This is a genomic window from Mycobacterium sp. IDUB_19, assembly GCF_055419445.1.
This window is the reverse complement of sequence record NZ_JBVAXR010000001.1, coordinates 55,067-76,111: the sequence shown is the minus strand read 5'-3', so window position 1 is coordinate 76,111 and position 21,045 is coordinate 55,067. Positions and strand designations below refer to the sequence as shown.

General features: G+C 60.5%; 15 protein-coding genes and 1 pseudogene. 6 read left to right on the top strand and 10 right to left on the bottom strand.

All coding sequences use genetic code 11. The annotated features are described in order from the left end of the window. Positions 1 to 25 precede the first annotated feature (25 nt). Together ACZY0B_RS00370 and ACZY0B_RS00365 are read left to right on the top strand one after the other, a co-directional pair. Positions 26 to 502, top strand: a complete 477-nt coding sequence (locus tag ACZY0B_RS00370) for a hypothetical protein (RefSeq protein WP_463761953.1) — start codon at positions 26 to 28, stop codon at positions 500 to 502. Positions 503 to 629: 127 nt separating this feature from the next. After that, positions 630 to 842, top strand: a complete 213-nt coding sequence (locus ACZY0B_RS00365) for a hypothetical protein (protein WP_463761952.1) — start codon at positions 630 to 632, stop codon at positions 840 to 842. Positions 843 to 1,137: 295 nt separating this feature from the next. On the opposite strand, the pseudogene ACZY0B_RS00360 reads toward ACZY0B_RS00365, so the two are convergent. Both ACZY0B_RS00360 and ACZY0B_RS00355 read right to left on the bottom strand, forming a co-directional pair. Next, positions 1,138 to 1,215, bottom strand: a pseudogene (locus ACZY0B_RS00360) (hypothetical protein); the annotation flags it as partial. Between the two features lie 125 nt (positions 1,216 to 1,340). Then, on the bottom strand, positions 1,341 to 2,780 hold the full coding sequence (locus tag ACZY0B_RS00355; RefSeq protein ID WP_463761951.1) for a hypothetical protein: 1,440 nt from the start codon (positions 2,778 to 2,780) through the stop codon (positions 1,341 to 1,343). Positions 2,781 to 3,289: 509 nt separating this feature from the next. Here ACZY0B_RS00355 and ACZY0B_RS00350 point away from each other — a divergent pair. Then, complete coding sequence (locus ACZY0B_RS00350; protein ID WP_463761950.1) at positions 3,290 to 5,626, top strand: tetratricopeptide repeat protein; 2,337 nt, start codon at positions 3,290 to 3,292, stop codon at positions 5,624 to 5,626. A 105-nt stretch (positions 5,627 to 5,731) separates the two neighbouring features. On the opposite strand, the gene ACZY0B_RS00345 is transcribed toward ACZY0B_RS00350, so the two are convergent. The 7 genes from ACZY0B_RS00345 to ACZY0B_RS00315 all read right to left on the bottom strand — a co-directional run bounded on the left by ACZY0B_RS00345 (position 5,732) and on the right by ACZY0B_RS00315 (position 13,468). Next, positions 5,732 to 6,577, bottom strand: coding sequence for an Abi family protein (locus ACZY0B_RS00345; RefSeq protein WP_463761949.1), 846 nt, complete (start codon positions 6,575 to 6,577; stop codon positions 5,732 to 5,734). Positions 6,578 to 6,816: 239 nt separating this feature from the next. Beyond that, positions 6,817 to 7,353: a helix-turn-helix domain-containing protein gene (locus ACZY0B_RS00340; protein WP_463761948.1), complete on the bottom strand. Its 537-nt coding sequence runs from the start codon at positions 7,351 to 7,353 to the stop codon at positions 6,817 to 6,819. Positions 7,354 to 7,389: 36 nt separating this feature from the next. Further along, complete coding sequence (locus ACZY0B_RS00335; protein WP_463761947.1) at positions 7,390 to 7,752, bottom strand: helix-turn-helix transcriptional regulator; 363 nt, start codon at positions 7,750 to 7,752, stop codon at positions 7,390 to 7,392. Between the two features lie 309 nt (positions 7,753 to 8,061). Next, entirely contained in the window at positions 8,062 to 9,015 is a 954-nt protein-coding gene (locus ACZY0B_RS00330; protein ID WP_463761946.1) for a hypothetical protein, read from the bottom strand. 87 nt (positions 9,016 to 9,102) lie between these two features. Next, entirely contained in the window at positions 9,103 to 9,801 is a 699-nt protein-coding gene (locus tag ACZY0B_RS00325; RefSeq protein WP_463761945.1) for a hypothetical protein, read from the bottom strand. 389 nt (positions 9,802 to 10,190) lie between these two features. After that, positions 10,191 to 11,126, bottom strand: coding sequence for a hypothetical protein (locus tag ACZY0B_RS00320; protein WP_463761944.1), 936 nt, complete (start codon positions 11,124 to 11,126; stop codon positions 10,191 to 10,193). A gap of 221 nt (positions 11,127 to 11,347) precedes the next feature. Beyond that, positions 11,348 to 13,468 carry a GmrSD restriction endonuclease domain-containing protein gene (locus ACZY0B_RS00315; protein ID WP_463761943.1) on the bottom strand — a complete coding sequence of 707 codons (2,121 nt, stop codon included), beginning with the start codon at positions 13,466 to 13,468 and terminating at the stop codon, positions 11,348 to 11,350. Between the two features lie 687 nt (positions 13,469 to 14,155). Between ACZY0B_RS00315 and ACZY0B_RS00310 the strand changes: the two genes are divergently transcribed. Genes ACZY0B_RS00310 through ACZY0B_RS00300 form a run of 3 tightly spaced genes read left to right on the top strand, consistent with a single transcriptional unit; the run spans position 14,156 to position 20,128 of the window. Beyond that, complete coding sequence (locus ACZY0B_RS00310) at positions 14,156 to 15,769, top strand: class I SAM-dependent DNA methyltransferase (protein ID WP_463762357.1); 1,614 nt, start codon at positions 14,156 to 14,158, stop codon at positions 15,767 to 15,769. After that, complete coding sequence (locus ACZY0B_RS00305; protein WP_463761942.1) at positions 15,759 to 17,009, top strand: restriction endonuclease subunit S; 1,251 nt, start codon at positions 15,759 to 15,761, stop codon at positions 17,007 to 17,009. The genes ACZY0B_RS00310 and ACZY0B_RS00305 overlap by 11 nt, the downstream gene beginning before the upstream one ends. Next, positions 17,006 to 20,128, top strand: a complete 3,123-nt coding sequence (locus tag ACZY0B_RS00300) for a type I restriction endonuclease subunit R (RefSeq protein ID WP_463761941.1) — start codon at positions 17,006 to 17,008, stop codon at positions 20,126 to 20,128. The genes ACZY0B_RS00305 and ACZY0B_RS00300 overlap by 4 nt, the downstream gene beginning before the upstream one ends. 114 nt (positions 20,129 to 20,242) lie before the next feature. Here the strand turns inward: ACZY0B_RS00300 and ACZY0B_RS00295 are convergent, their stop codons facing one another. Then, on the bottom strand, positions 20,243 to 20,794 hold the full coding sequence (locus tag ACZY0B_RS00295; RefSeq protein WP_463761940.1) for a recombinase family protein: 552 nt from the start codon (positions 20,792 to 20,794) through the stop codon (positions 20,243 to 20,245). Positions 20,795 to 21,045 lie beyond the last annotated feature (251 nt).

Genomic DNA, 21,045 nt, shown 5'->3' with positions numbered 1-21,045 from the left:
CGCAAATCGATAGGAAACCGACCAAGTGACGAACCCGCCAAGCACCTGGCGCGACCTGGCCTACCAGCTCACGCCCGCGCAGATCGAAACCCTTGAGCGCTGCGACGCCGATCCAACCGACCCGAAGGACTCCGAGGGTCACAACCGCAGCATGATCGCCCACGCTCAGATGCTGGCAATGCGGAATCGCCTAGCCGCGACTGTTCCCCCACCGCATGTGTCCCATTTCGCGACAGCTGGTCTGTCGGAGTGGTTCGAGGTGAGTCCCGAACAGTGGGCACGCTATTTCACTGTCTCGAAGCGCGGTATCGACGTTGCCGTCGAGATCTCCGGCAAACAGTTCATGGACGGCACCCTGCGCGGGCTGCATATCTGGCTCGCCGTCGGAAATCACTTCAACGGCCTCGACTCGGCTGGTGCACGTCAGGTTGTCGCCGACCTGCAGGCTGCAGCCGGTGAGCTAGACCGCTTGTCGGCGCTCGACGGGCCGGTGACATCATGAAGATCCCGCAGACTCCCGCGATCGTAGGCCAAATGAGCGGACACACGCAGGCGACTAATTTTGCCTTTAACTTTTCCGAAATATCCTGCGCGGCAACAACTTTCACGGCAGGCGTAGACTCGGACAGATGAACCTGGTCGAGTCGATCCAACGCAGCCTCAACTGGCTTGCGACCCCGCACTACTTGGAACCTCGCCTGGACATGGAAACCCGGCCCATACGCCAAACGCCCCTGGAAATGGAAGTCGTCTACTGCACGATCTCCGGCGGCAACGCAATGCTGAAGTTCCCGATGACGATGATGATTCTGCCGACAGGCTCCTCGCCCGTCAGGAGTTGATCATCACAGCGAGCAGGTAAGGGTGCCACAGTCGATCGTGACAGGTGCCGTACACCCAGCGGTCGCGGTCGCCGCAGCGGTAAGGATCGCCGCGAGGATGAGCTTGCTCTTCAGACCAGACATGACCACTCCATTCGTTCCTGGCCGCCCCGGCCGTCGTCGCCTTGCCCAAGTAATTCCTACCACGGACATACGCGACGTATTTGCGGTCAGAATGCCAGAATATGGCACCCACACGGATGGCAATCGCAGAAATTAATCACCATCGGCGTGCACACCCATCGAACGCCTTCATTCAATTCGACTTGTTTTTCCTGGTCAGATCGGTGTCCCGACTCGGCTGGACTCGTTTCGGTTCGCCGGGCATTTTGGGGGTGCCGCCCTGTTACTGATCATGCTCAGCTGCGTATTTCCAGCGTGCGAGCATCAGTCATGCGGCAGGTTATCGGGCGAATTTTCGCCCGTTTATCCCAACCACCCCGAGCCCGGGAGGCAAGGTCACCAGAAACCCGAACCGAACCCGAGACGCTTTCGGAACTCGGCGACGTCGCTGTAGCTGGGTGGCTTGATCCTCGGCTTCTGGATCGGTTTGCTGAATGGATCTTTTTCTGTCGTATAGCGCTGACACCACTCCAGCCACTCGATCGCGGCCGCATGTTCGTCGTCGTTAGTGAGATGCTCAATTCGGGTCGCCATATCGGCTAGGAATCGCCGCAGTCCGCCAACAAGCTCCCATGCTTCAAGATCGGCGGCCAGCCGATCAGCGAGCGCGTGCTGCGTATAAGCCTCCCTAGCGAGTTCGTCCTCTCGCTCTCGTCGCCTCTGCGCTTCGACTGCCGCACGCCGTTCAGCGTCTTTGCGTTCGGCGTCGATGACCGCCCACCGCTCGAAGGTCGTCATCACATCCGGAAGCCGCAATTCCAACAGCAGCGTCTTGGTATCGGACCACGTGACCTTGGACGAGTAGCGGCTGTCAGTATCCAACGCGATACTGAGACGGTCGGCCAAGACGTAGTCGTGGGTAGGGATCCGATACCACGTGTCACGCTTTGCTCTCGCGAGTTCGTCGGGTGTAACGGCAAGAGGCACCCTATCTTTGGGCTGCCAAATCCTCAGCGAGCAGTGGACCTCGTTCACATGGAAGATCATGTCGCCGACCAACCGGCTGGGGTCGTCTACACATCCGTGGACATTTCGCTTCGGCAGCCGCACGGAGTGGCCGCGACTCTCTGCTTCTCGCGCGAGAGCATGCAGCAACCTGAAAGCGCGCTCTCGCAAAGACTTATCAATGCAACTGAGCGACTTCTTCTTGCGCAGTGCCGCCACCACCGGGTGCCACCGCGTGACACGTTCGGCGGCGGCAATCTCCGTCGGCGCTTCGGTTTTCCAGTCCGATACCGACGACAGTCGGAAAACGATGTGGTTGTAGGTGGGGCCGCTCAGCATGATCAACTCTTGGCCATCTGGCGCCATCTTCCTGCGGTTGATGATTCCCACCAGGCTGCGGTAGCTGGTCTTATCGTCCCGAGTGTCACGTTCGAGAATGCCGCCAGCGTCAATGATGTCTTTCAACAGCTGTCGCGTTGGCGTCAAGCCATCCGACAAACGAGGCGTAAGGGGCCGAGGTGGTTTCGGCTCCAACCGCACCGTTGGCCCTGCTTCGGCTACGGCATCAAGCTCCGCCAAAGAATTGCGGGTCCTTCTGATCCTCCAATGCCCAGACGGGTACTGGCCATGGGTCAGGTAGTGCGCGCCAGCTGGTAACACCGTCGCGGTCCACACTCCCCCACGCTTGGAAATCGACACCAGGCGCCTGCTCTGGAGCGCGATAGCGACAGTCTTAAAAGCCACGTCGGCCCACCGGTCAGCGGGACAGCCATCGCTGATCCAAGTGAGGACCTCAACTTGACGACGATTCAGCGGAGCGTTGAGAGCCATGCGAGCGATTGTGATCTAAGCCTACGGCCTCCGCGATCCGGCGCGGTCGGGAACCAGGATCGGCACGGACCGCTCGCCGGTGACCTCACGCCGTGCGTAGGGATCCCCTACCCCCGTCAGGATTGAACTCGCCTGACGAGCCAGCGGGGGAAGGTGAACCCCGTCCTATCAGCGGAAGTTCATCACCGGAGAGTACGGGAGATGTCTGTAACTTCAAGGAAGTTGTGGGCATTTTGTGGGCACCAGCTGCACCGATAAATGCAAGTCCCGACTGCCGAGGCGAGCGGTTCAGTCTGCCGCGTGCCCCTGGGCGATCGGGTCAACTTTCCACCAACGGAAGTAAGTTGACGCCAGATCGTGAAGTCAAGTACCTAGCGCTATCACCTGCTCGACCGTGCGAGAGTGAGTGCGTGGAGACACCCCGCCGACTAGCCCCGGTCCGGGTTGTGACTCGCCGGTTGCATCTGGCGTCCGGGAATCGGTGCGCGTACCCCGGGTGCGAGCAAGCCATGATCACCGCTGACGGTGTGATGGTCGGCGAGATCGTGCATATTGAGGGAGCGCTTCCCACCTCGGCCCGATTCAACCCCAATATGACGAATGAGCAGCGTCGCGGTTACGACAACTTGCTTCTAATGTGCGGGACCGATCACACAATTATCGACAACGATCTCGAAACATGGCCCGTGCCCAGGTTGCAGGAGCTGAAGCGAGTCCACGAGGCTAGAGCAACGGCCAGCGACCAGGCCCCACGAGAAGTCAGCTCGTCCGCGCGGGTCCTACCTATCGACGCGATGGTGCCCGGGGGTCCGCCTTTCGTGGGCCGCGAAGCCCAACTAGACGACCTGGCCGTTGCTTTAAGCCGGGTGGGCGATCCGCAGCACAGCATCGTTGTCGCCAGTGGACCTCCTGGTGTCGGGAAGTCGGCACTGCTCAGACAAGCGGTGACAGCCGCTCATACAGCCGACGACTTCGAACACGTTCTTTTTGTTGATATGCGGGGCTACGACGAAGATCCTGCAAACCGGGTGCATCCCGATGCGGTGTTTTATCCCCTACTTAGCAGCCTCGGCCTCGATGACGATGACATTCCACAAGATCCAGCTGACCAGGCACGGAAGTATCAGGAACTGATGAATCAATTTGCCGCTGAAGGCAAGTCCGTATTGCTGTGGCTGGACAACGTCAGTGAACGAGATCAGTTTGATCCCTTGCGGCCCGCCAACCCTGTGCACAAGGTGGCGATAACCACAAGAGAGACGTTTGGCCACGTACCTAGGCGGCAAGTTGTCGAGGTCGAACGGATGCCCCTCGATGAGGCGGTCACGGTGATCACCACGTCTGCTCGGGACCGCAATCCCGACGACCACCGATTCGACAGCGTCGATCAGGTCGAGCGATTGGCCGTCCTGTGCGACCGTCTGCCTCTCGCGCTCCAAATAGTTGCAGCGCTGCTTGCCGACGAGCCTGACCGACCGATCGAGGAGCTCGTAGTTGAACTGGCGCGCGAGGAGGATCGCCTCAGCGGCCTGCACTACAGCGGTGATCTGTCCGTCAGGGCAGCTTTGGCTCTGTCCTACAACCGGTTGCCTGAGCAACTGCGACGGCTATTTCGGCTGTTGTCGGTCGTTCCCGGCGGAGATGTTGGCTTGGACGCCGCAGCCATATTGATCCAAGCGTCGTCGGGTCCGGCGGCGCGGCAGCAGCTCATGGCCCTAGTCCGCAGCCACCTTATTGAGCAGCATGTTCCCAACCGATGGAGCATGCACGACTTGGTCCGGCTGTATTCCACCGAGGAGTGTGCATCCCAGGCCAGCGACGCCGAAACGGCGTTCCAGCGACTCGTCGGCCGTTACTACGTAGCACTGGCAGTCTCGGCCGAATGGCTCACCGCGGTAGTTTCAGACAAGTCGAAAATCCTCTTCCCATCCGCCCAGCATGCGGCCGCGTGGTTTCAGGCAGAACGTGCAACGGCGACTTCGATCCTGACGAGCATCGTTGAGCGTGAAGATTTTCGCGCGTACGCGATCGGCATGGGAGTCATGCTCGGTGAATTGCTCAAGCAGCAGAAACATTGGCTTCAAGAGTTCCACGATGTCGCAGCGCTCACTGCCTCACTTGCTCCGAAGATGCGAGAACAAAACCCGTGGATTGCGTCGTGCGCGCTGAACAACTACGGCAGCGCATTACGCATGCTCGGAGACCTTGATGGCGCGGTCCGCGTCTACGAACAAGCAATCGAAATTAATCAGGCGCGTGGAGACGTCACTGCCGTAAGCCTGTCCCGATGCAACATCGCCAACGTTTACTTTGACCAAGGGCGAGTCGATGATGCGCTCGAAGTCTATTGGCAGGACGTGCGAATCTCCCGGGAATCCGAGCCTCCTCATCCCTCGAACGAGGCCGGCACCCTCAACAACATCGGTGCGGCCTTAGCGAAGCGCGAGCGGTTCGAGGAGGCTGTCACGCCTCTTCGTCAGTCGCTGACGATCCGGCGCAGACTCGACGACCAGCCCGGCATCGCGGACACGTCGCTCAATCTCGGCGCTGCCCTTTTGCGGCTAGCGCTTCTTCAAAATCGGCAAATGCGCCCTGCGCTCCTTGAGGAGACTTGCGCCCTACTCGAAGAGGCATTCAACATCTTTGGAGCACGCGGCAATCAATCAGGTCAGGCAGACGTAGCGAACAATCTCGGACAGGCGCAATGTCTCCTCGGGCGGTATACCCAAGGCTTCCGAAGCCTTGAAATAGCTATCGACTATTTCGACAAATCTGGCCAGAACGAGCTGGCGGCACAGGTCGGGGATGACCTCCAGCGATATCAGCGCCGGGCAGGGCTCGATTAGGTAAATCACCAGCAACCGCGCGCGATGCTCTCATCTCGCTCGGGAACATCGATCACGGCAGCGGAAAAGTTAGCTTTGTGCAGGTGGAGGCATATGACACCGACATCAGCTCCGCTGGTGGGAGGAAGGCTGGGTTGGTGCGCATCCCGCGACTGTAAACCCCCACCCGGGGCGGGGATCGACACCGAGCACCGTCTCGATCTCTGAGTTGTCAGCGATGAACTGGGCCAGATCTTCATCGATCATTTTTGCGAGCTGAACGCACGCGTCAGCTCCATCGCGAGGTGTCCGTCGCACTGGCTGCGACTCTTCGCTACCAGTGCCTGGAAGCGGATACCCCTTGATCAAGGACTCATGGTGAGCGACTCGATTTCGCAAGATCTGAACTTCCCGGACCTGTTGATGTACCCAGTGACGGGTCAACTGTTCGCGTTCACTTCCCGCGATCTTGCGTGCACCTGGAAAGGCCGATAAGAGTAGCTCTCTGGTCCACACGTTGTCATGGTTCGCCATCACGCACGGCCCCTCGTTGCCAGTTGCACCCCCAGCGTCAAGGGCGCTCACCCAAGTCCCGAACATGCAGCTTGCGATAAGCCGTCCCCGGATCTTCCCGTCCTCTGGTCCCGGGTTGCGGAACTTCGCGGGAAGACGCTCCCACGCTTCGGCAATCTGCTGGTAGGTCCGTTTGTCGAACAGGGCCAAGCTAAGACGGAACCATTCGGCGCCGTACTGCTTGGTCAATGCCCGGTCCATAGCGTTTCGCAGTGCCACCTCAAGCACAGAGAGGTCGTGAAAGAACGCGGTCGCGAGCCGACGATCCCAGATATACAACTCGACAGCTTTGCCTTCGTCGTTGAACGTTGCCTCCATGTAGGGCAACAGACGCTGCTCGGATATGTGCGCTTTGAGGAGTGCGCTCGTATCCTTCTGAGGGTTCGGCGTGCGGCTCACCTGTGATAACATAGCTAACGAACTCCCCCCCACCAGTAGGCCACCCGTACACCGGTTCCGCCGTGGGGGGGTTTATCTTTTCCATCCGCAATCGGCTCTGTGAGGTCCAAACCTCACCCGTCGACCCACCGAAAACCTGGGCAACCTGTCTATCTCCTGGGGGCAGCACCGGACGACATCGGGCGAGTGGGGATGCAAGGCGTGGAGACTCCTGGCTCAATCTCCGATAGGAAGGTTCTTCAGCTGGTCGCGCAGCTGCGCGGCATCGGATTCGAGCTTTTGTAGACGTCGTTCCAGCGACTTTCGCGACGGCGGCTGGGCCGTTCGGTGTCCTCTTCGAACTGTTTGCATTCGCAATTCCAGCACCTGTACCTCGGCTTGGGCGGATCAATGCCAGGCCCATAGGTTGTTCGCATGCCGTGAGCCCCATCTCCGTGGCCGCATTTGCACCACAGCGTCACTCGTCCCGGCTTCCGCTCAGCGGCCTTCTTGACCGTCACGGACTCCTCAACCTTTTTAACCGCGGTTGCTCTGTCTGGGGCGCGCGCCCCGTCGCGCTTGCGGGGCTTCGCCGACGGATCGTTCCAATACGGGCCGATCGGCTGCATTAGCCTTTCGTCAATCTCGTCGAGGTCGACCCTGATCGTGCGGTGGCGTGCGTAGCTACCTATGCGGTAGCCCTTGATCTCGCCTTCAGTGATCAGCCTTCGCACGAATACCGTACTGATGCCTAGGTATTCGGCGGCCTCAGGGATGCTGATGTAACGGCGGCTCACGACTGACGCCGCCTATATCGGGATTCGGCGGGCAGTCTACTTTCGACTGGAAGCCTCATACCGCTTTCTCCTGACGAAATCATCGAGCTCTTCCGCCTGGACGAACGAGCGACTACCGATCTTAACGAGCGGTAGTTCGCCTTCTTTGACCAGCGCGTAGAACGTGGAGTTGCTGATGCCGCCCAGCTGGAGTCGAGCTTCCTTGACCGGCATGAGGTGCCGCCACATATGTTTCTTGTTGCACAGCGGGCACGGATCAAATTCTTCCTCGGGCAGATTGGGACGTTCAACCACCCGTTGGGTCGGTGGTGTCGCTCGTTCCTGCTCGATAGCCGCCCGTACGGCCTCGTGGATTAGGTCCCGGATTGCTTCGGCCAGCCGCTCGGTCGCATCGTCCATCGCGGCACCCTACCCCGTTGTCCGACCGGCGCTTTTGCGATCCGGTGCGACGATGTCGGTGGGGTCAGTGGAGCAGCCTGCTCCGGCCTGCGATCAACGGACTACAGACCCTTAACTCCTGACAATCCGTGTTACTGCCTGTTTCCCATTGTGCAACAACCGGATTGACTATCTCGAACGCCGAGAGTAACCCGCAATTCCGGCCGGGTCCCCGGTCATGGCGGTGAATAAACGGTGACCGCCAGCCCGCCGATAATAATGGCAGCGCCGCCTCTGCGTGATCCGACCCCAGAATGCTTGCGACAGACCTCACGGCTCCACGGCGAGCTCCTCAAATTCGGTAATAAATTCTGTAGGCTCATCGGCGGTTTCCTGGCTGCGAATTGCGCTTTCCGGCCAATGATGTGGAGCGTAGTGATGTATGCCTGGACCCTCGAATGCAATTAGGGGAGTATCGAGGTTCTCATAGCGAAATGTCTCCCGCCCCTGGAGATATACTGCGACGCTGCCAGCCTGCTCCCATTGAACCGCCATCGCAGTTGCTTGCCCCCCGGGAAGCACCCTAACAACTTGTGGAGCGCCACCAATAGTCATCGGCCTGCGGTCCATCGGTAGCCGGAGGGCAGCCGATGTCGGCATCCGCAGCATTGAGGCCAGAACTTCGAGTGGCTCCAAATTCAGCGTTGTACCTGTACGTATCCCACGCTCCTCAAGCAACAGGCTGAAGAGGTAACGGAATCTGCTTACGGACTTCTTGTCACCGTAGATTCCAATTACTCGATCGCGGCCAAGGCTCCTGCGTGATGGCACATGATGAAATTCCCATCTTCGATGAGTCGACAGATACCTCAATGAACGAATCACCAAGCGTCCCTGCGCGCGAGAGTAGCCACCAATAACCAAGGTGTCGCCGCTTGTGGAAAACTCCGGGCGATTCGCGACTATACCGGTTATCGCTGGGTCTGGCGTAATCCTATTCATCATCGCATTAATAACATGCTCCAGATGAGAAAGCAGCTGGAAGAACTCCAAGCTTCCGTCGGCTGCGGCGCGATACCAACCAATAGCGTTGGCGAGCTGAAGCAGCAAGGGATACGCCTGGGCGGTGCTTCCCGAGAATCCGGCGACGGCATCACGGCGAGGAAGCGGCAGCAGCTTTGGGCAATCATCCCAAATGTTTTCATCGCCACATAGCCGACTATCGGATGCGAACCACAGCTCCTCGCTGTGCCCTGCGCGTATCCAGGCCGCACCAATCGTCATCAGCTGTTTGGCCCTTCATATACCGACGCCTGTAAACGAGCCTGACCCACGATCCAGATGCTGACCGTCCGCCATGCCGACCTAACTCTATTCAGTTATCCTGCCGCTACGCTGCCCTCGGCCAATGTGAACCTGCGCATCAATTCGCCGCTTTTTTCTCTCCGGGTCCGCGCGTTCGAATAGACCGTTAAACCAGTCGACACCGGCCAGACGTTCGTACTCCCCCGTGGGCACGTCGGCCCCCGACAGATAGCGTCGATCGCCCACCACAATTCCAAAGGATCTGCCCGGACCTTGACGGTGAAGTCCCACCAGCTGAGGTGGCCCACCGGATGCCTGGTCTCCACCCCCCATGACGGCCTCACAGAAGCCACTAAACACCGCTCGGCTGGTATTCGCCGCATGGCTGCTGTTCCACAGGTCTAGCAACCGACGAACTTCCTCTGTGCCACTTCCTGCGATTTTCAGGGTTGATGACATGTCCGGCATCGACAGGCTACGAAGTTTCCAGTCTTTCCTCGAAGAAGAATACGAGAGAACCGACAACAGAAACTCACTTCTCATGCCAGCGCCTTCGCGGCTACCGATCACGATTCCGACGTCACTTCGATGTCTGGCAGGGTAGGACAATGACTGCCGGATCAGGGTGCTGGCAATCGCGTTGTGGCTCTCCGCCCCTGGGATATCTGAATAAAGGCCGAGATCAGCTCGCTCCTGGACGAGTGGCAGCGCCAATGCCGGAAACAACACATCGCCCCAGTACCCGAAGATAAAGGGTGCCCGCATGCAGGCGAAGGTCTTCCGGCCACGATCCCATGTCGACGAGGAACTCTGCCAACTGATGCGGCTGTCAGTCGCTATGTACGGGGATGCCGGTGCACGCGAGTCGACGCCGCACCAAACCACAATTGATGTCACTTGTCGATGTTGACACCAAGAACCGCGATGCCCCAGGCTAAATCACGCAACTCCTGGGACCGGCAACCCTGTCGGTACGAGGTGTCCCTGCGAGCGTTATGTTCGCACCCAGGTCGTGGGGGGGTCGACATCGTGTCGACCCCCCCTTTCATGAGCCACAACACCGTTTTTGGGCGACATATTGCGCCGCATGGTCATAGGTGGCGCTGCGAGCGCCAGTCGCAAGATCCCGACGCCCTACTGATCGGTTTTTCGGGTTAGGCCGATTGCGTCAGCTCGCGGGTACGCTTGTGCGCTTCGGCGAGCGTGTCAGCCGTCTGGAGCTGGTCGAGTAGTACCCACAGCCTAATCGCCCGGTACTGCGCGCCGTTGGCAATCGGTTCCAGCGGAGGTAGGCGTCGCTTGTTGAGTTTGTAAATGGCGTGCGGTCGCATCGTGAGTTCGTTCGCGGGTAGGTCCGGGTAGCGGTCCAGCAGCGAAGGGACTACGTCGGCTTCCTCGACTCGGTGGATTCGCCGGACATGGCCCTCCCACCGGAAGGCCATGAAATTCGGTGGCTCCGTTGGCCATCCGCTGACGCCGTACGGATGGTAATAGGTCAACGCATCAGTCACCCATTGGATGAAGGTCAAGTCCCGCTTGCCCCCGGTCCTCTGGTGATTGAGGACCACGCAGTAGGTCCAGCTGTCTGCAATCGATCGCACCCGCACCACCCCCAGTAAGTACTTCCGCAGCTCCTCAAGCCAGAACCGCTCTCGGCCTCGGCACTTGGCCCGCACGTCGGAAATATCAGCGAGAACGTCTGTCCACGGAAGGTGAACGATCGGAACGCCTAGGACCTCGCTGGGCAGCTTGGCCGCCAAGGCGTGCGACGCTTGAGACAGCGTGACCAACGCTCCGGAGCCGCGACGGCGGACTCGACCGGCGTACTGACTAAGTTGCGACGTCGACGGCAGAAGCCAGCCGCGTTTTGCTTCGCAGATCACCAGGGCGTCGGCGAGTCGTATTTCGAGGTCGGTACGGCCCTTTTTGTCACGTACCTCCAAGGCGATGCTCGCGTCGCCCGCCATTCGGGTGCCAAGTTGCGAACCGAGCCGCCCGAGCACGGCGTTCAGTAGGGGCGGACAAGCGGCAAGGGCGAAGCCGAGCGCAGAGGTCAGGTCATTTTCGTTTCGGCCAAGTAGATCAAACACTGAGTTCACGTCGGAGCCGTGAAGTGTCAGATCGCCCATAGTGGTGAATCTTGCCACCGCACTTCATATCTACATGTGTCATCGCGGAATAGGTGCCGTTCAGTCGGTCCGGTCGCGACCAAGGATCGACAGCTTCGATAGCACAACATCAATCATCAATCGCGGTCACCACGGCGCTGCCCTAAGGCCTCGTCGTGTGGGACAGCCAGTGGCCATTCATCTCACGCTGTCGGGAGTGCGCGTTCGCGTAGCTCTGCGAGAGTGACCGGTTCGTCCTCGCCATCTAGATGTGCCTGCCAGTACTCCCAACCCGACCCGGCTTCGACGTGGTCTTCGCGGGCGGCTCGGTCCACGGTTTCGCAAAGGTGTTCGCCAACTTGGATGAACCCGTCTTCCATGACTTCGGCAACTGTGTTGCTGCGCTCGGGGTCTACTGGGGTTAGGAGTGTGCCGGGTGGGATGACGCCGGTTGTGACTAGGTTCTCGAATGTTGGCAGCTCAAGCGGCGAGATGAAGGTGGCCAGACCTACAGGGCGGGTTAAGTCGGTTTCATAGTTTGGATCTGTCAGGCGCTTGTAACCTTCATGGACGACCTTCGCCATGAGGCGACGGCGCTGGTCGAGAAATTCTTCATAGGGCAGCATCGTCCACCCGTCGGGAAGGGCGTGCCATTCTTCCTGACGAATACGGCGAGCTTCTTCAATGTTCTTGTCGGCAACCTCGTGAGGCCAGTAATCCGTCGGTGGCTGGTCCGAGATCGTGTTGTTGTCTGACCATTCGACGAGCGCTAAATTTGCTACTTGGTTGATTTTCTTGTTGTCCTTCAGGCCGAGCTTTTTCTTCAGGTAGTCGCGCGGGAACAAGTGGTGCTTTTCGATACCCTTCAACGGTCGCCGGTTCGGGTTGATCCAGTCTTTGACCTTTGATGTGGCGAGAAGTACGTCGGCGTCGAGGATGTTCAGCGCGGCGATATATGCGACGTAGGCCGGTGCACCAGTAGACGAGGTAACTAGGTTGTTGGGCAGAGTGATGCGCCACCAGTCGTCGGGTACGGCCGCGTCGATCTGCGCGTTCAGGATCTTTACGAACTCGGCGGCTAGGGCGCCGACTCCGTCGAGCCGGTTGAGGTCTTCTTGCATACGGGTTTCCGGCGAGGAGGTGTACCGACCGGTGATCTGAGACATGAAGAACCAGCAGGCCATTACTTCACGCAGCTCATCGATGGGGACCTTGAAGTCGATCCGCCCCATGATCCACAACGCATACGTGTAGAGAACGGTGTTTTCGGACGTGATCATGTCTTTAGAGCGAAACCCTGCCCGTTCGAGGACCTTCAAGAACTCGTCCCAGTGCAGCTCTCTCGTGGCATGGGCCTGCCCATCCTTCAACCGTGCCAGCTCAACTTCACGACGAGCGGGGTCGATGATGCGGGTACGGGGATCGCGTCCACGCAGGACGTTATAAGCGTCCTGGAGCTTCGCGCGTCGCAACCCGACAGCGACCGCGATCCGGAGAATCTGGCCAGGCTCGAACGACATATAAGGGTTGTGCGGCGTCCATCTCGTCCTCTCATTCAAAATGGAAACCACTTCTGCAGGCGTGAAACGAGAGTTACGTGCCCACTTTTCTAGTTCGTTGCGACCTTGTTCCCAGAAGACGCTCATCCAGGTGAGGATGAAGTCTGCTGAGGACAGGTTGACGCCCTCGGAGTTGATCCGCACAAAGATCTCCGCGACCGTTTCGCGAGCGACTTCTTCTTTAATCTGGACGACCTGGAATGAACAATCACGCAACTTCGCGAGCCGCTGGATCGCCACCTCAACGTCTCGTGCCAGCGTGCTGTCCACCGAGTGCCTCGGGTCAGCCCGCAAGCGGTCAAGGTATACATGCCGTGCCTCGATCGGATCCGTGAATACGCCCACAATGTCAGCGATCCACTCGGCTTGCCTCTTGGTGACCGCCGTGGGTACTTCGAACCGACTCGTGAGTGGATTGAAAGCCAACTTGATGGCCTCGCGGGAGTAGTCTTCCCGCCACACCTCCACCCCTTTGAGGACGGCATACAAGCTCGTCAAACGCTGCTGACCGTCCACCACCTGCATTGACGCCTCCTGCGTCTTTGGGTCATCACCAATCGCAGTGGTATGTTCGCCGTCCTTATTCGCCCAGAACATCAACTCGCCCACGGGATACCCCCGGTACATCGAGTCGATCAGGTCGCGCACCTTCGCGTTGGGCCATACAAAAGGTCGCTGGATGTCGGGGAGCCGGATGGTGCCCTTATCGACTCCCGAGACGAGTTCTTCGACGGTCCACGGGTGGTGCCCAAACTTCGCGCTCATAACGGTCCCTTGTCGCTCATACCGCCCCTTCTTTGATGTCCGCCGAGGACATGCACAGACGTTAGCTCTCGCGCCAGGACAATCTAGTGACGCGCGCAGATCTACAGACACGGCAATCGCCACTCGCTTCGCTGCTGAGGACCTAGGCTCGCGAGAACACGGGTGCGCTACTGGCTCGTGGAGCCGTCCAGGACGCCGACGCAAATCGCGGTTCGAAGGGGGGATGCGGTGCCGAAGTACAAGTTCAAGTGGGCCAACCTGCCGGGATCGCTTTTGCAGGCGCTTTGCCGAGACCTACTAGGCGTGCACAAACACGACGAGGAACCCGCTACCGTGCTGCAAGCGGCCTACGGTGCCCGTCCGACGGAGGAGTTCATCCGAGCGGCATGGCCCACTCTGTTGGAATCCTGGCTCAGGACCTCGGAGGATTCCCGTGAGTGGGTCGTGGACACGCTCAGAGAAGCTCGTGGCAAGAAGGTGTCGGTGCCGGGCCGCGATGCCCAAATGGAGTATCTAAGGGGTCTGAATAACTCCAAGAAGCTCAGGGAGATTGTGTGCGCAGAACTCGTCGCCGTAGGCGAAGTGGAACCGTCCGACCGGGTCGAAGACGATAAGAAGGAGTCGAGTCCACCTCGTGTCGAGCCACCTGTCACCCCAAAGGCACCCGGCCCCCGGAAAGCGCCCATTGTGAGCGATTCGGACGCCGGTAAGACGCCCAGGCAGAAGAAGCCGAAGGCTGACACTAAGACGCTGGAGCAGCGGCTGTGGGGGGCCGCCGACACCCTGCGTGGCAACCAGGAGCCGTCCGAGTACAAGCACATCGTCCTCGGCTTGGTCTTCTTGAAATACATCAGCGACCGGTTCGAGGAACGCCGCCAGGCGATCGAGGCCGCCCTGTCTGAACCAGAATCCGATGACTTCATCCCCAACGAGACGCGCCGCGCGCAATTCATCGAGGATCGCGACGAGTACGCCAGCCACAACGTCTTCTGGGTGCCAAGCGACGCGCGGTGGGAATACGTCCAGGGCCGGGCCAAGCTGCCCAGTATCGGCCAGGACATCGACACCGCCATGGACCTAATCGAAAAGGAGAACCGCTCCGTCCGGGGCGTACTTCCCCGCAACTATGGGCGCGAGGGGCTGGATAAGGGGCGGCTGGGCAAGCTAGTCGATCTCATCGGCAGCATCGGGTTCACCGAGACCGACGACCACGGCTCCGACGACGTCCTGGGCCGGGTGTACGAGTACTTCCTGGGCCAGTTTGCAGGCAAGGAGACCGGCAAGGATGCCGGAGCCTTCTACACCCCACGGTCGGTGGTGCGGACCCTTGTCGAGATGCTGGAGCCGTACAAGGGCCGGGTGTTCGACCCTGCCTGCGGCTCCGGCGGCATGTTCGTGCAGTCGGCGGAGTTTGTGAAGGCCCACGGCGGCAAGCGCAGCGACATCTCGATCTACGGCCAGGAGTACACCGACACCACGTGGAAACTGGCCAAGATGAATGCTGCCCTGCGCGGCATCGAAGCCGACTTGGGTGAGCGGTCGGCGGACTCCTTCACCCAAGACCTCCACCCGGACCTGCGCGCAGACTTTTTGCTCGCCAACCCCCCGTTCAATGTGTCCGATTGGTGGGACCCCAAGCTCGCGGACGACCCCCGCTGGAAGTACGGGGTACCGCCACAGGGCAACGCCAATTTCGCTTGGGTTCAGCACTTCATCTACCACCTATCACCTAGGGGAACAGCGGGATTCGTCCTCGCCAACGGATCCCTCTCATCAAAGACCGGCGGCGAGGGCGAGATTCGCCGCAGACTGGTCGAAGCTGATCTGGTTGACTGCATCGTGGCGATGCCGGACAAACTGTTCTTTAACACCGGCATCCCGGTCAGCCTGTGGTTTGTGTCGAAAGACCGGCATGGCAACGGTCACCGCAAGCGCCCGGGCGAGGTGCTGTTCATCGACGCCCGCAAACTCGGGAGCATGGTCAGCCGCCGGCTGCGCGAACTGACCGATGATGACATCGCCAAGATCGCCGAGACATACCACTCCTGGCGCAACCACGAGGGCGGCTACGAAGACAAACCCGGTTTCGCCAAGTCGGCGAGGCTGGACGAAGTCAAGCAACACGACTTCGCCCTCGCGCCAGGGCGCTACGTCGGCACCCGGGAAGCCGAAGCCGACGAGGAGCCCCTTGACGAGAAAGTTGAGCGTCTCATTTCAGCACTTCAAGACGAGTTCGCTGCAGGCGCGCAATTGGAGAAAGAGATTTGGAAAAACCTGACAGGGCTTGGATATGGCTCGTAAGGGTCCGATTACGACTGTCGCAGGCTGGCCTGAGGCGACGATCGCCGATATCACCACCAAGGTCGGGTCCGGCGCTACCCCGCGCGGCGGATCTAAGACCTACCTCGCGACGCGCTCCAAGTACGCGCTCGTCCGTAGCCAAAACGTGTTCGATAGGCGCTTTGACGGCGACGGTCTGGCATACATTACGAACGAGCAGGCTGAAGAGCTTCGCAACGTGGAACTTCAGCGCGGTGATGTTTTGCTTAACATCACCGGTGACGGAGTCACTTTCGGACGTGCCTGCATCGTGCCAGAGAACGTACGACCAGCCTGCGTCAATCAACACGTCTCAATCATTCGAGTCGACCCTGCGAGAGCTGATCCTGGCTACGTCCTGTCCTTTCTGACGCATCCGGACGTCAAGCCTTATATCGAATCATTCAACGCGGGTGGATCGCGACGCGCCGTTACCAAGGGTCATATCGAGTCATTTCGGCTTCCCCTCCCACCCCTTCAAACTCAGCGCGCTATCGCTCAGGTCCTCGGCTCTCTGGACGACAAGATCGAATCAGACCGACGTACAAGGAATTTGCTTCGTAAACTTGGCAAGTCCAGGTTGGCTGAAGCTCTCGAGAAGGATGGACGACGCCGCAGTGAGCTTGGCGACCTAACTGCGTCCATCTCGCGCGGCGTTACGCCGAAATATGCCGATGGTGACGCATTAGCGCCGCTGGTTCTCAATCAGAGGTGTGTGCGCGACAACTGGGTATCAATTGAACCTGCCCGGCGAATGCTTGAGCGAGAAATACCATCAGTCAAGAAGGTCTGCAGCGGCGACGTTCTGGTGAACTCCACAGGGGCAGGGACCCTCGGACGAGTCGGACGGTGGCACTCGGGGAATGTCTTCGCAGACAGCCACGTCTCGATTGTCAAGCCTGATCCGACCAAGCTGAGCCCAGCGGTCTTGGCGTACCTGTTGTTTACGCGGGAGACCGACATCGAAGGCATGTCGACAGGAAGTACTGGACAAACTGAGCTCAGCCCGACCCGGCTCGGCCAGCTTGTTGTCGAGTTGCCCCCGAAGGCTATTGAGCACGAGCTGGAAAACTTACTGATTGCTCTTGAGAACAGAGCTTGGAGTTTTCGTAAAGAGGAAGAGGTTCTGGCCGACCTTCGAGATGTCTTACTCCCAGGGCTACTCTCCGGAAGGATTCTTGTGCCCGCCGCTGAGAAGGCTTTGGTGGAGGTCGGAGCGTGACTGCACTTGACGAGTCGGTGATCGAGGACGCCGCTCTTGAGTGGTTCGCCCAGCTCGGGTATGAGCGGGCGCATGGCCCCAATCTGGCTCCGGGAGAGCCGAACTCGGAACGTGTCTCTTTCGAGCAGGTCTACCTGTACGGACGGCTGCGGGAAGCTGCCCGGCGAATCAATCCCGGCATTGATGCCGGCCTGATCGACGCCGCGATCAAGCGGCTGGAGCGCGCGGAGTCGCAGAGCCTCGTCGACGAAAACGCCCGCGTGCACAAGCTGCTGACCGAGGGTGTGCCGGTGCAGTACCGGGCTACCGACGGCTCGGTGCGCACGACCAGTGTGTGGCTGGTCGACTTCGAGGACCCGGCCAACAATGACTGGTTGGCGGTCAATCAATACACCATCACCGAGGGCGGCAAGAACCGGCGGCCCGATGTGCTGGTGTTCGTCAACGGCCTGCCGCTCGGCTTGATTGAGTTGAAGAACCTCGCCGCCGAGGCCGCCACGCTGAAGAAGGCCTACACCAAGATCCAGAACTACCGCTCCGACATCCCGTCGGTGTGTACCGCGAACGCCGTCACCGTGATCTCGGATGGCACCAGCGCGGCGATGAGTTCTTTCACCGGTGGATTCGAGCATTATGCGCCTTGGAAGACCATCGAGGGCCGCGAGGTGGTGACCGACCGCCCGGCCCTGGAGGTCCTCATCAAGGGAGTGTTCGACCAGCAAAGATTCCTCGACATCGTCCGCAACTTCATCGTGTTCAGCGACGAGACCGTCACCGACTCCAACGGGCAGCGGTCGCGGGCGCTGATCAAGCGGGTCGCCAAGTACCACCAATACTGGGCGGTCAACGCCGCCGTGGAGTCCACCGTTGTGGCCGCTTCACCGGACGGTGACCGGCGCGGCGGGGTGGTGTGGCACACCCAGGGGTCGGGCAAGAGCTTGGAGATGGTGTTCTACGCCGCCAAGGTCATGCGCGACCCCCGCATGACCAACCCGACGCTGGTTTTCATCACCGACCGCAACGACCTGGACGACCAGTTGTTCGGAGAGGTCTTCGCCCCGGCCACGATCCTCCCGGAGAACCCCGAACAAGCCGACAACCGCGCCGAACTGCGCACCCTGCTGCGCCGGGTCTCGGGCGGGATCATTTTCACCACCTTGCAGAAGTTCCGGCCCGGCGAGGACAACGACCGCAACCCGGTGCTGACCGACCGGCGCAACGTCGTGGTGGTAGCCGATGAGGCCCACCGCAGCCAGTACGGATTCGGGGAGACCCTCGACAGCGAGGGCCGCCTGAAGGCCGGTCTGGCGCAGCATCTGCGCGACGCGCTGCCCGGTGCCACATTCCTGGGCTTCACCGGCACCCCGATCGAGTCCGCAGACAAGTCCACCCGTGCGGTGTTCGGCGACTACGTCGATGTCTACGACCTGACCCGCGCGGTGGAGGATGGGGCGACGGTCAGGATTTTCTACGAGTCCCGGCTGGCGAAGGTGGAACTCAGCCCCGAGGACTACGCCGAGCTGGATGCTGCTGCCGACCAGATCACCGAGCGGGTCGAGGAGTCCGAGGCTGCCAAGGCCAAGTCGCGGTGGTCGCGGCTGGAGGCAATCGTCGGGGCCGAGGCGCGGCTGGACCTCATCGCCGCCGACATCGTGCAGCACTGGGAGAAACGCCGGGAAGCGTTATTCGGCAAGGGAATGATCGTGGTGATGTCGCGGCGCATCGCCGTGCGCCTCTACGAGAAGATCGTGGCGCTGCGCCCGGGCTGGGACTCCGACGACCCGGCAGTGGGCAAGATCAAGGTCGTCATGACCGGGTCCACTGACGACCCCCCGGAGTTCCAGCGCCACGTCTACTCCAAGGACGTGCGCAAGGACCTCAAGGCCCGCGCCAAGAACCCCGACGATCCGCTGGAGTTGGTGATCGTCCGGGATATGTGGCTGACAGGGTTCGACGCCCCGTCGCTGCACACCATGTACCTGGACAAGACGATGCAGGGTGCTGGGCTGATGCAGGCCATCGCGCGAGTCAACCGCCGGTTCCGGGACAAGCCCGGCGGGCTGATCGTCGACTACATCGGGGTGTTCGGCAACCTCAAGAATGCCCTGGCCGAGTACTCGCCGTCGGACCGGGACCAGGCCGGTGTGCCGATCGAGGACATTGTCGCGGCGATGCTGGAGAAGCACGACATCATCACCGGGCTACTGCGCGGCTGCGACTACGACAGTTCTCCGGACCTGACCGCCGCCGAGCGGCTGACCCAGCACGCGATCGTTGTGGACTTCGTGATGTCCGACCCCGACCGCACCGAGAGGTTCGTCGACCAGGTGCTCGCCCTGGCTAAAGCCTTCGCCCTCTGCGGGGCGCGGGATGAGGCCGACGCCATCCGCGACGACATCCGGCTGTTCATCGGGGTGCGCTCGGCAATCTTGAAAATCCAGAACCCGGCCACCACCCCCGGCTCCAGCCAGGTGGAGATCGACACCGCTATCGGCCAACTCGTCAACGAGGCCGTCACCGCCGACGAGGTGGTCGACATCTACAAACTGGCCGGTGTCGAGACCCCTGAGTTGTCGGTCCTGACCGACGAGTTCCTGGACTCCCTGGCCGACAAGGACAAACCCAACCTCCAGATGGGCTTGCTGCGCCGACTCATCAACGACGAGATCAAGACGGTGCGGCGCACGAACATCGTCCAGGCCCGCCGATTCTCCGAGCAGCTTGAGGAGGCGGTCAACCGCTACACCAACCGGTCGCTGTCCACCGCCGAGATCATCGCCGAGTTGGTCAAGCTGGCCAAGGAGATGCGCGACGACCACAAGCGCCCTCAGGAACTCGGGATACGCGAAGACGAGATCGCCTTCTACGACGCCATCGTCCAGAACGACTCCGCCGTGCTGGAGATGGGCGATGCCACCCTGAAGAAGATGACCCACGAACTGGTGCAGGCGGTGCGATCCAACGCGACCATCGACTGGAACCTCAAGGACAGTGTCAAGGCCGCCATGCGCTCGAAAGTGCGTCGCCTCCTAGCCAAATACGACTACCCGCCCGATCATGAAGAAAAAGCAATCGAGCTGGTACTCCAGCAAGCGGAGCTGTTCGCCGTAACGGTTTAGACGCCCGGTGACCTAGGGAAAGTGGTTCTACTAGTCGGTGGGGGCGACGCGGCTGTGACTGACACCGACCGCAGAGTCGGAGTCGAGGCGCGTCGCCAACTCCAACTCGCTGGTCTATGCGGCGAGGTAGCGGTACACGGTGGCACGGGAGACGCCCAACATCTTCGCGATGTCGGTGGCGGTGATCCCCTTGTCCCGCAAGCCGCGCGCTTTTCTGGCAGCGGCGTCGTCGACCTTGCGCGGGCGTCCACCCTTGCGTCCGTTGGCGGCGGCGGCGGCAAGTCCGGCGCGGGTCCGCTCGATCATCGTGTCGCGTTCCAACTGCGCGAAGGCGGCCATGATGGTGAGCATCGCCTTGCCCATCGCGCCCTCGGTGTGCAGTCCTTCGGTGATGCTTCGAAATCCAATGCCGCGTGTCACGAGTTCGTCGACGACGGCAAGGACATGGCGGGTGTTACGTCCAAGCCGGTCCAACTTCCAGACGGTGAGGACGTCGCCCTCCCGGAGGTGATCGAGACAGGCTTCGAGTCCGGGCCGCGACGCGGTTGACCCACTGACTCCTTGGTCGTTGAAGATGCGCACCGCTCCGGCGTCTTGCAACGCATCGAGTTGCAATTGAGGGTTCTGGTCGATGGTGCTTACCCGTGCGTACCCGATGACTGCCAAGCCTGCTCCTGTCTCATAATCCCGCCGTAGTTCAGGTTTTGATACTACTCGGTTTTGAGACATGTTTTCAAGACGCCGCACGATCCGCTACGAGAGGTTGCGAGGCCGTCGCTGCTGGGTTGCCGGTGTCGCATCAACCCATCGTTTTCGAGACAGGCGGACACAGTGGGAAGCGGCGGTGGGTCGACAGTTTCGGACCTGGCCGCCCGGACCCGCACGCTCCGGGCGATGCGTGAAGTTCGGCGTGGCCA

What these genes read in the sequence shown, in the direction of transcription:
- ACZY0B_RS00365 (WP_463761952.1), top strand. Translation starts at nt 630, where the DNA reads ATGAACCTGGTCGAGTCGATCCAACGCAGCCTCAACTGGCTTGCGACC.
- ACZY0B_RS00350 (WP_463761950.1), top strand. Translation starts at nt 3,290, where the DNA reads ATGATCACCGCTGACGGTGTGATGGTCGGCGAGATCGTGCATATTGAG.
- ACZY0B_RS00335 (WP_463761947.1), bottom strand. Translation starts at nt 7,752, where the DNA reads ATGGACGATGCGACCGAGCGGCTGGCCGAAGCAATCCGGGACCTAATC.
- ACZY0B_RS00355 (WP_463761951.1), bottom strand. Translation starts at nt 2,780, where the DNA reads ATGGCTCTCAACGCTCCGCTGAATCGTCGTCAAGTTGAGGTCCTCACT.
- ACZY0B_RS00305 (WP_463761942.1), top strand. Translation starts at nt 15,759, where the DNA reads ATGGCTCGTAAGGGTCCGATTACGACTGTCGCAGGCTGGCCTGAGGCG.
- ACZY0B_RS00315 (WP_463761943.1), bottom strand. Translation starts at nt 13,468, where the DNA reads ATGAGCGCGAAGTTTGGGCACCACCCGTGGACCGTCGAAGAACTCGTC.
- ACZY0B_RS00325 (WP_463761945.1), bottom strand. Translation starts at nt 9,801, where the DNA reads ATGCGGGCACCCTTTATCTTCGGGTACTGGGGCGATGTGTTGTTTCCG.
- ACZY0B_RS00330 (WP_463761946.1), bottom strand. Translation starts at nt 9,015, where the DNA reads ATGACGATTGGTGCGGCCTGGATACGCGCAGGGCACAGCGAGGAGCTG.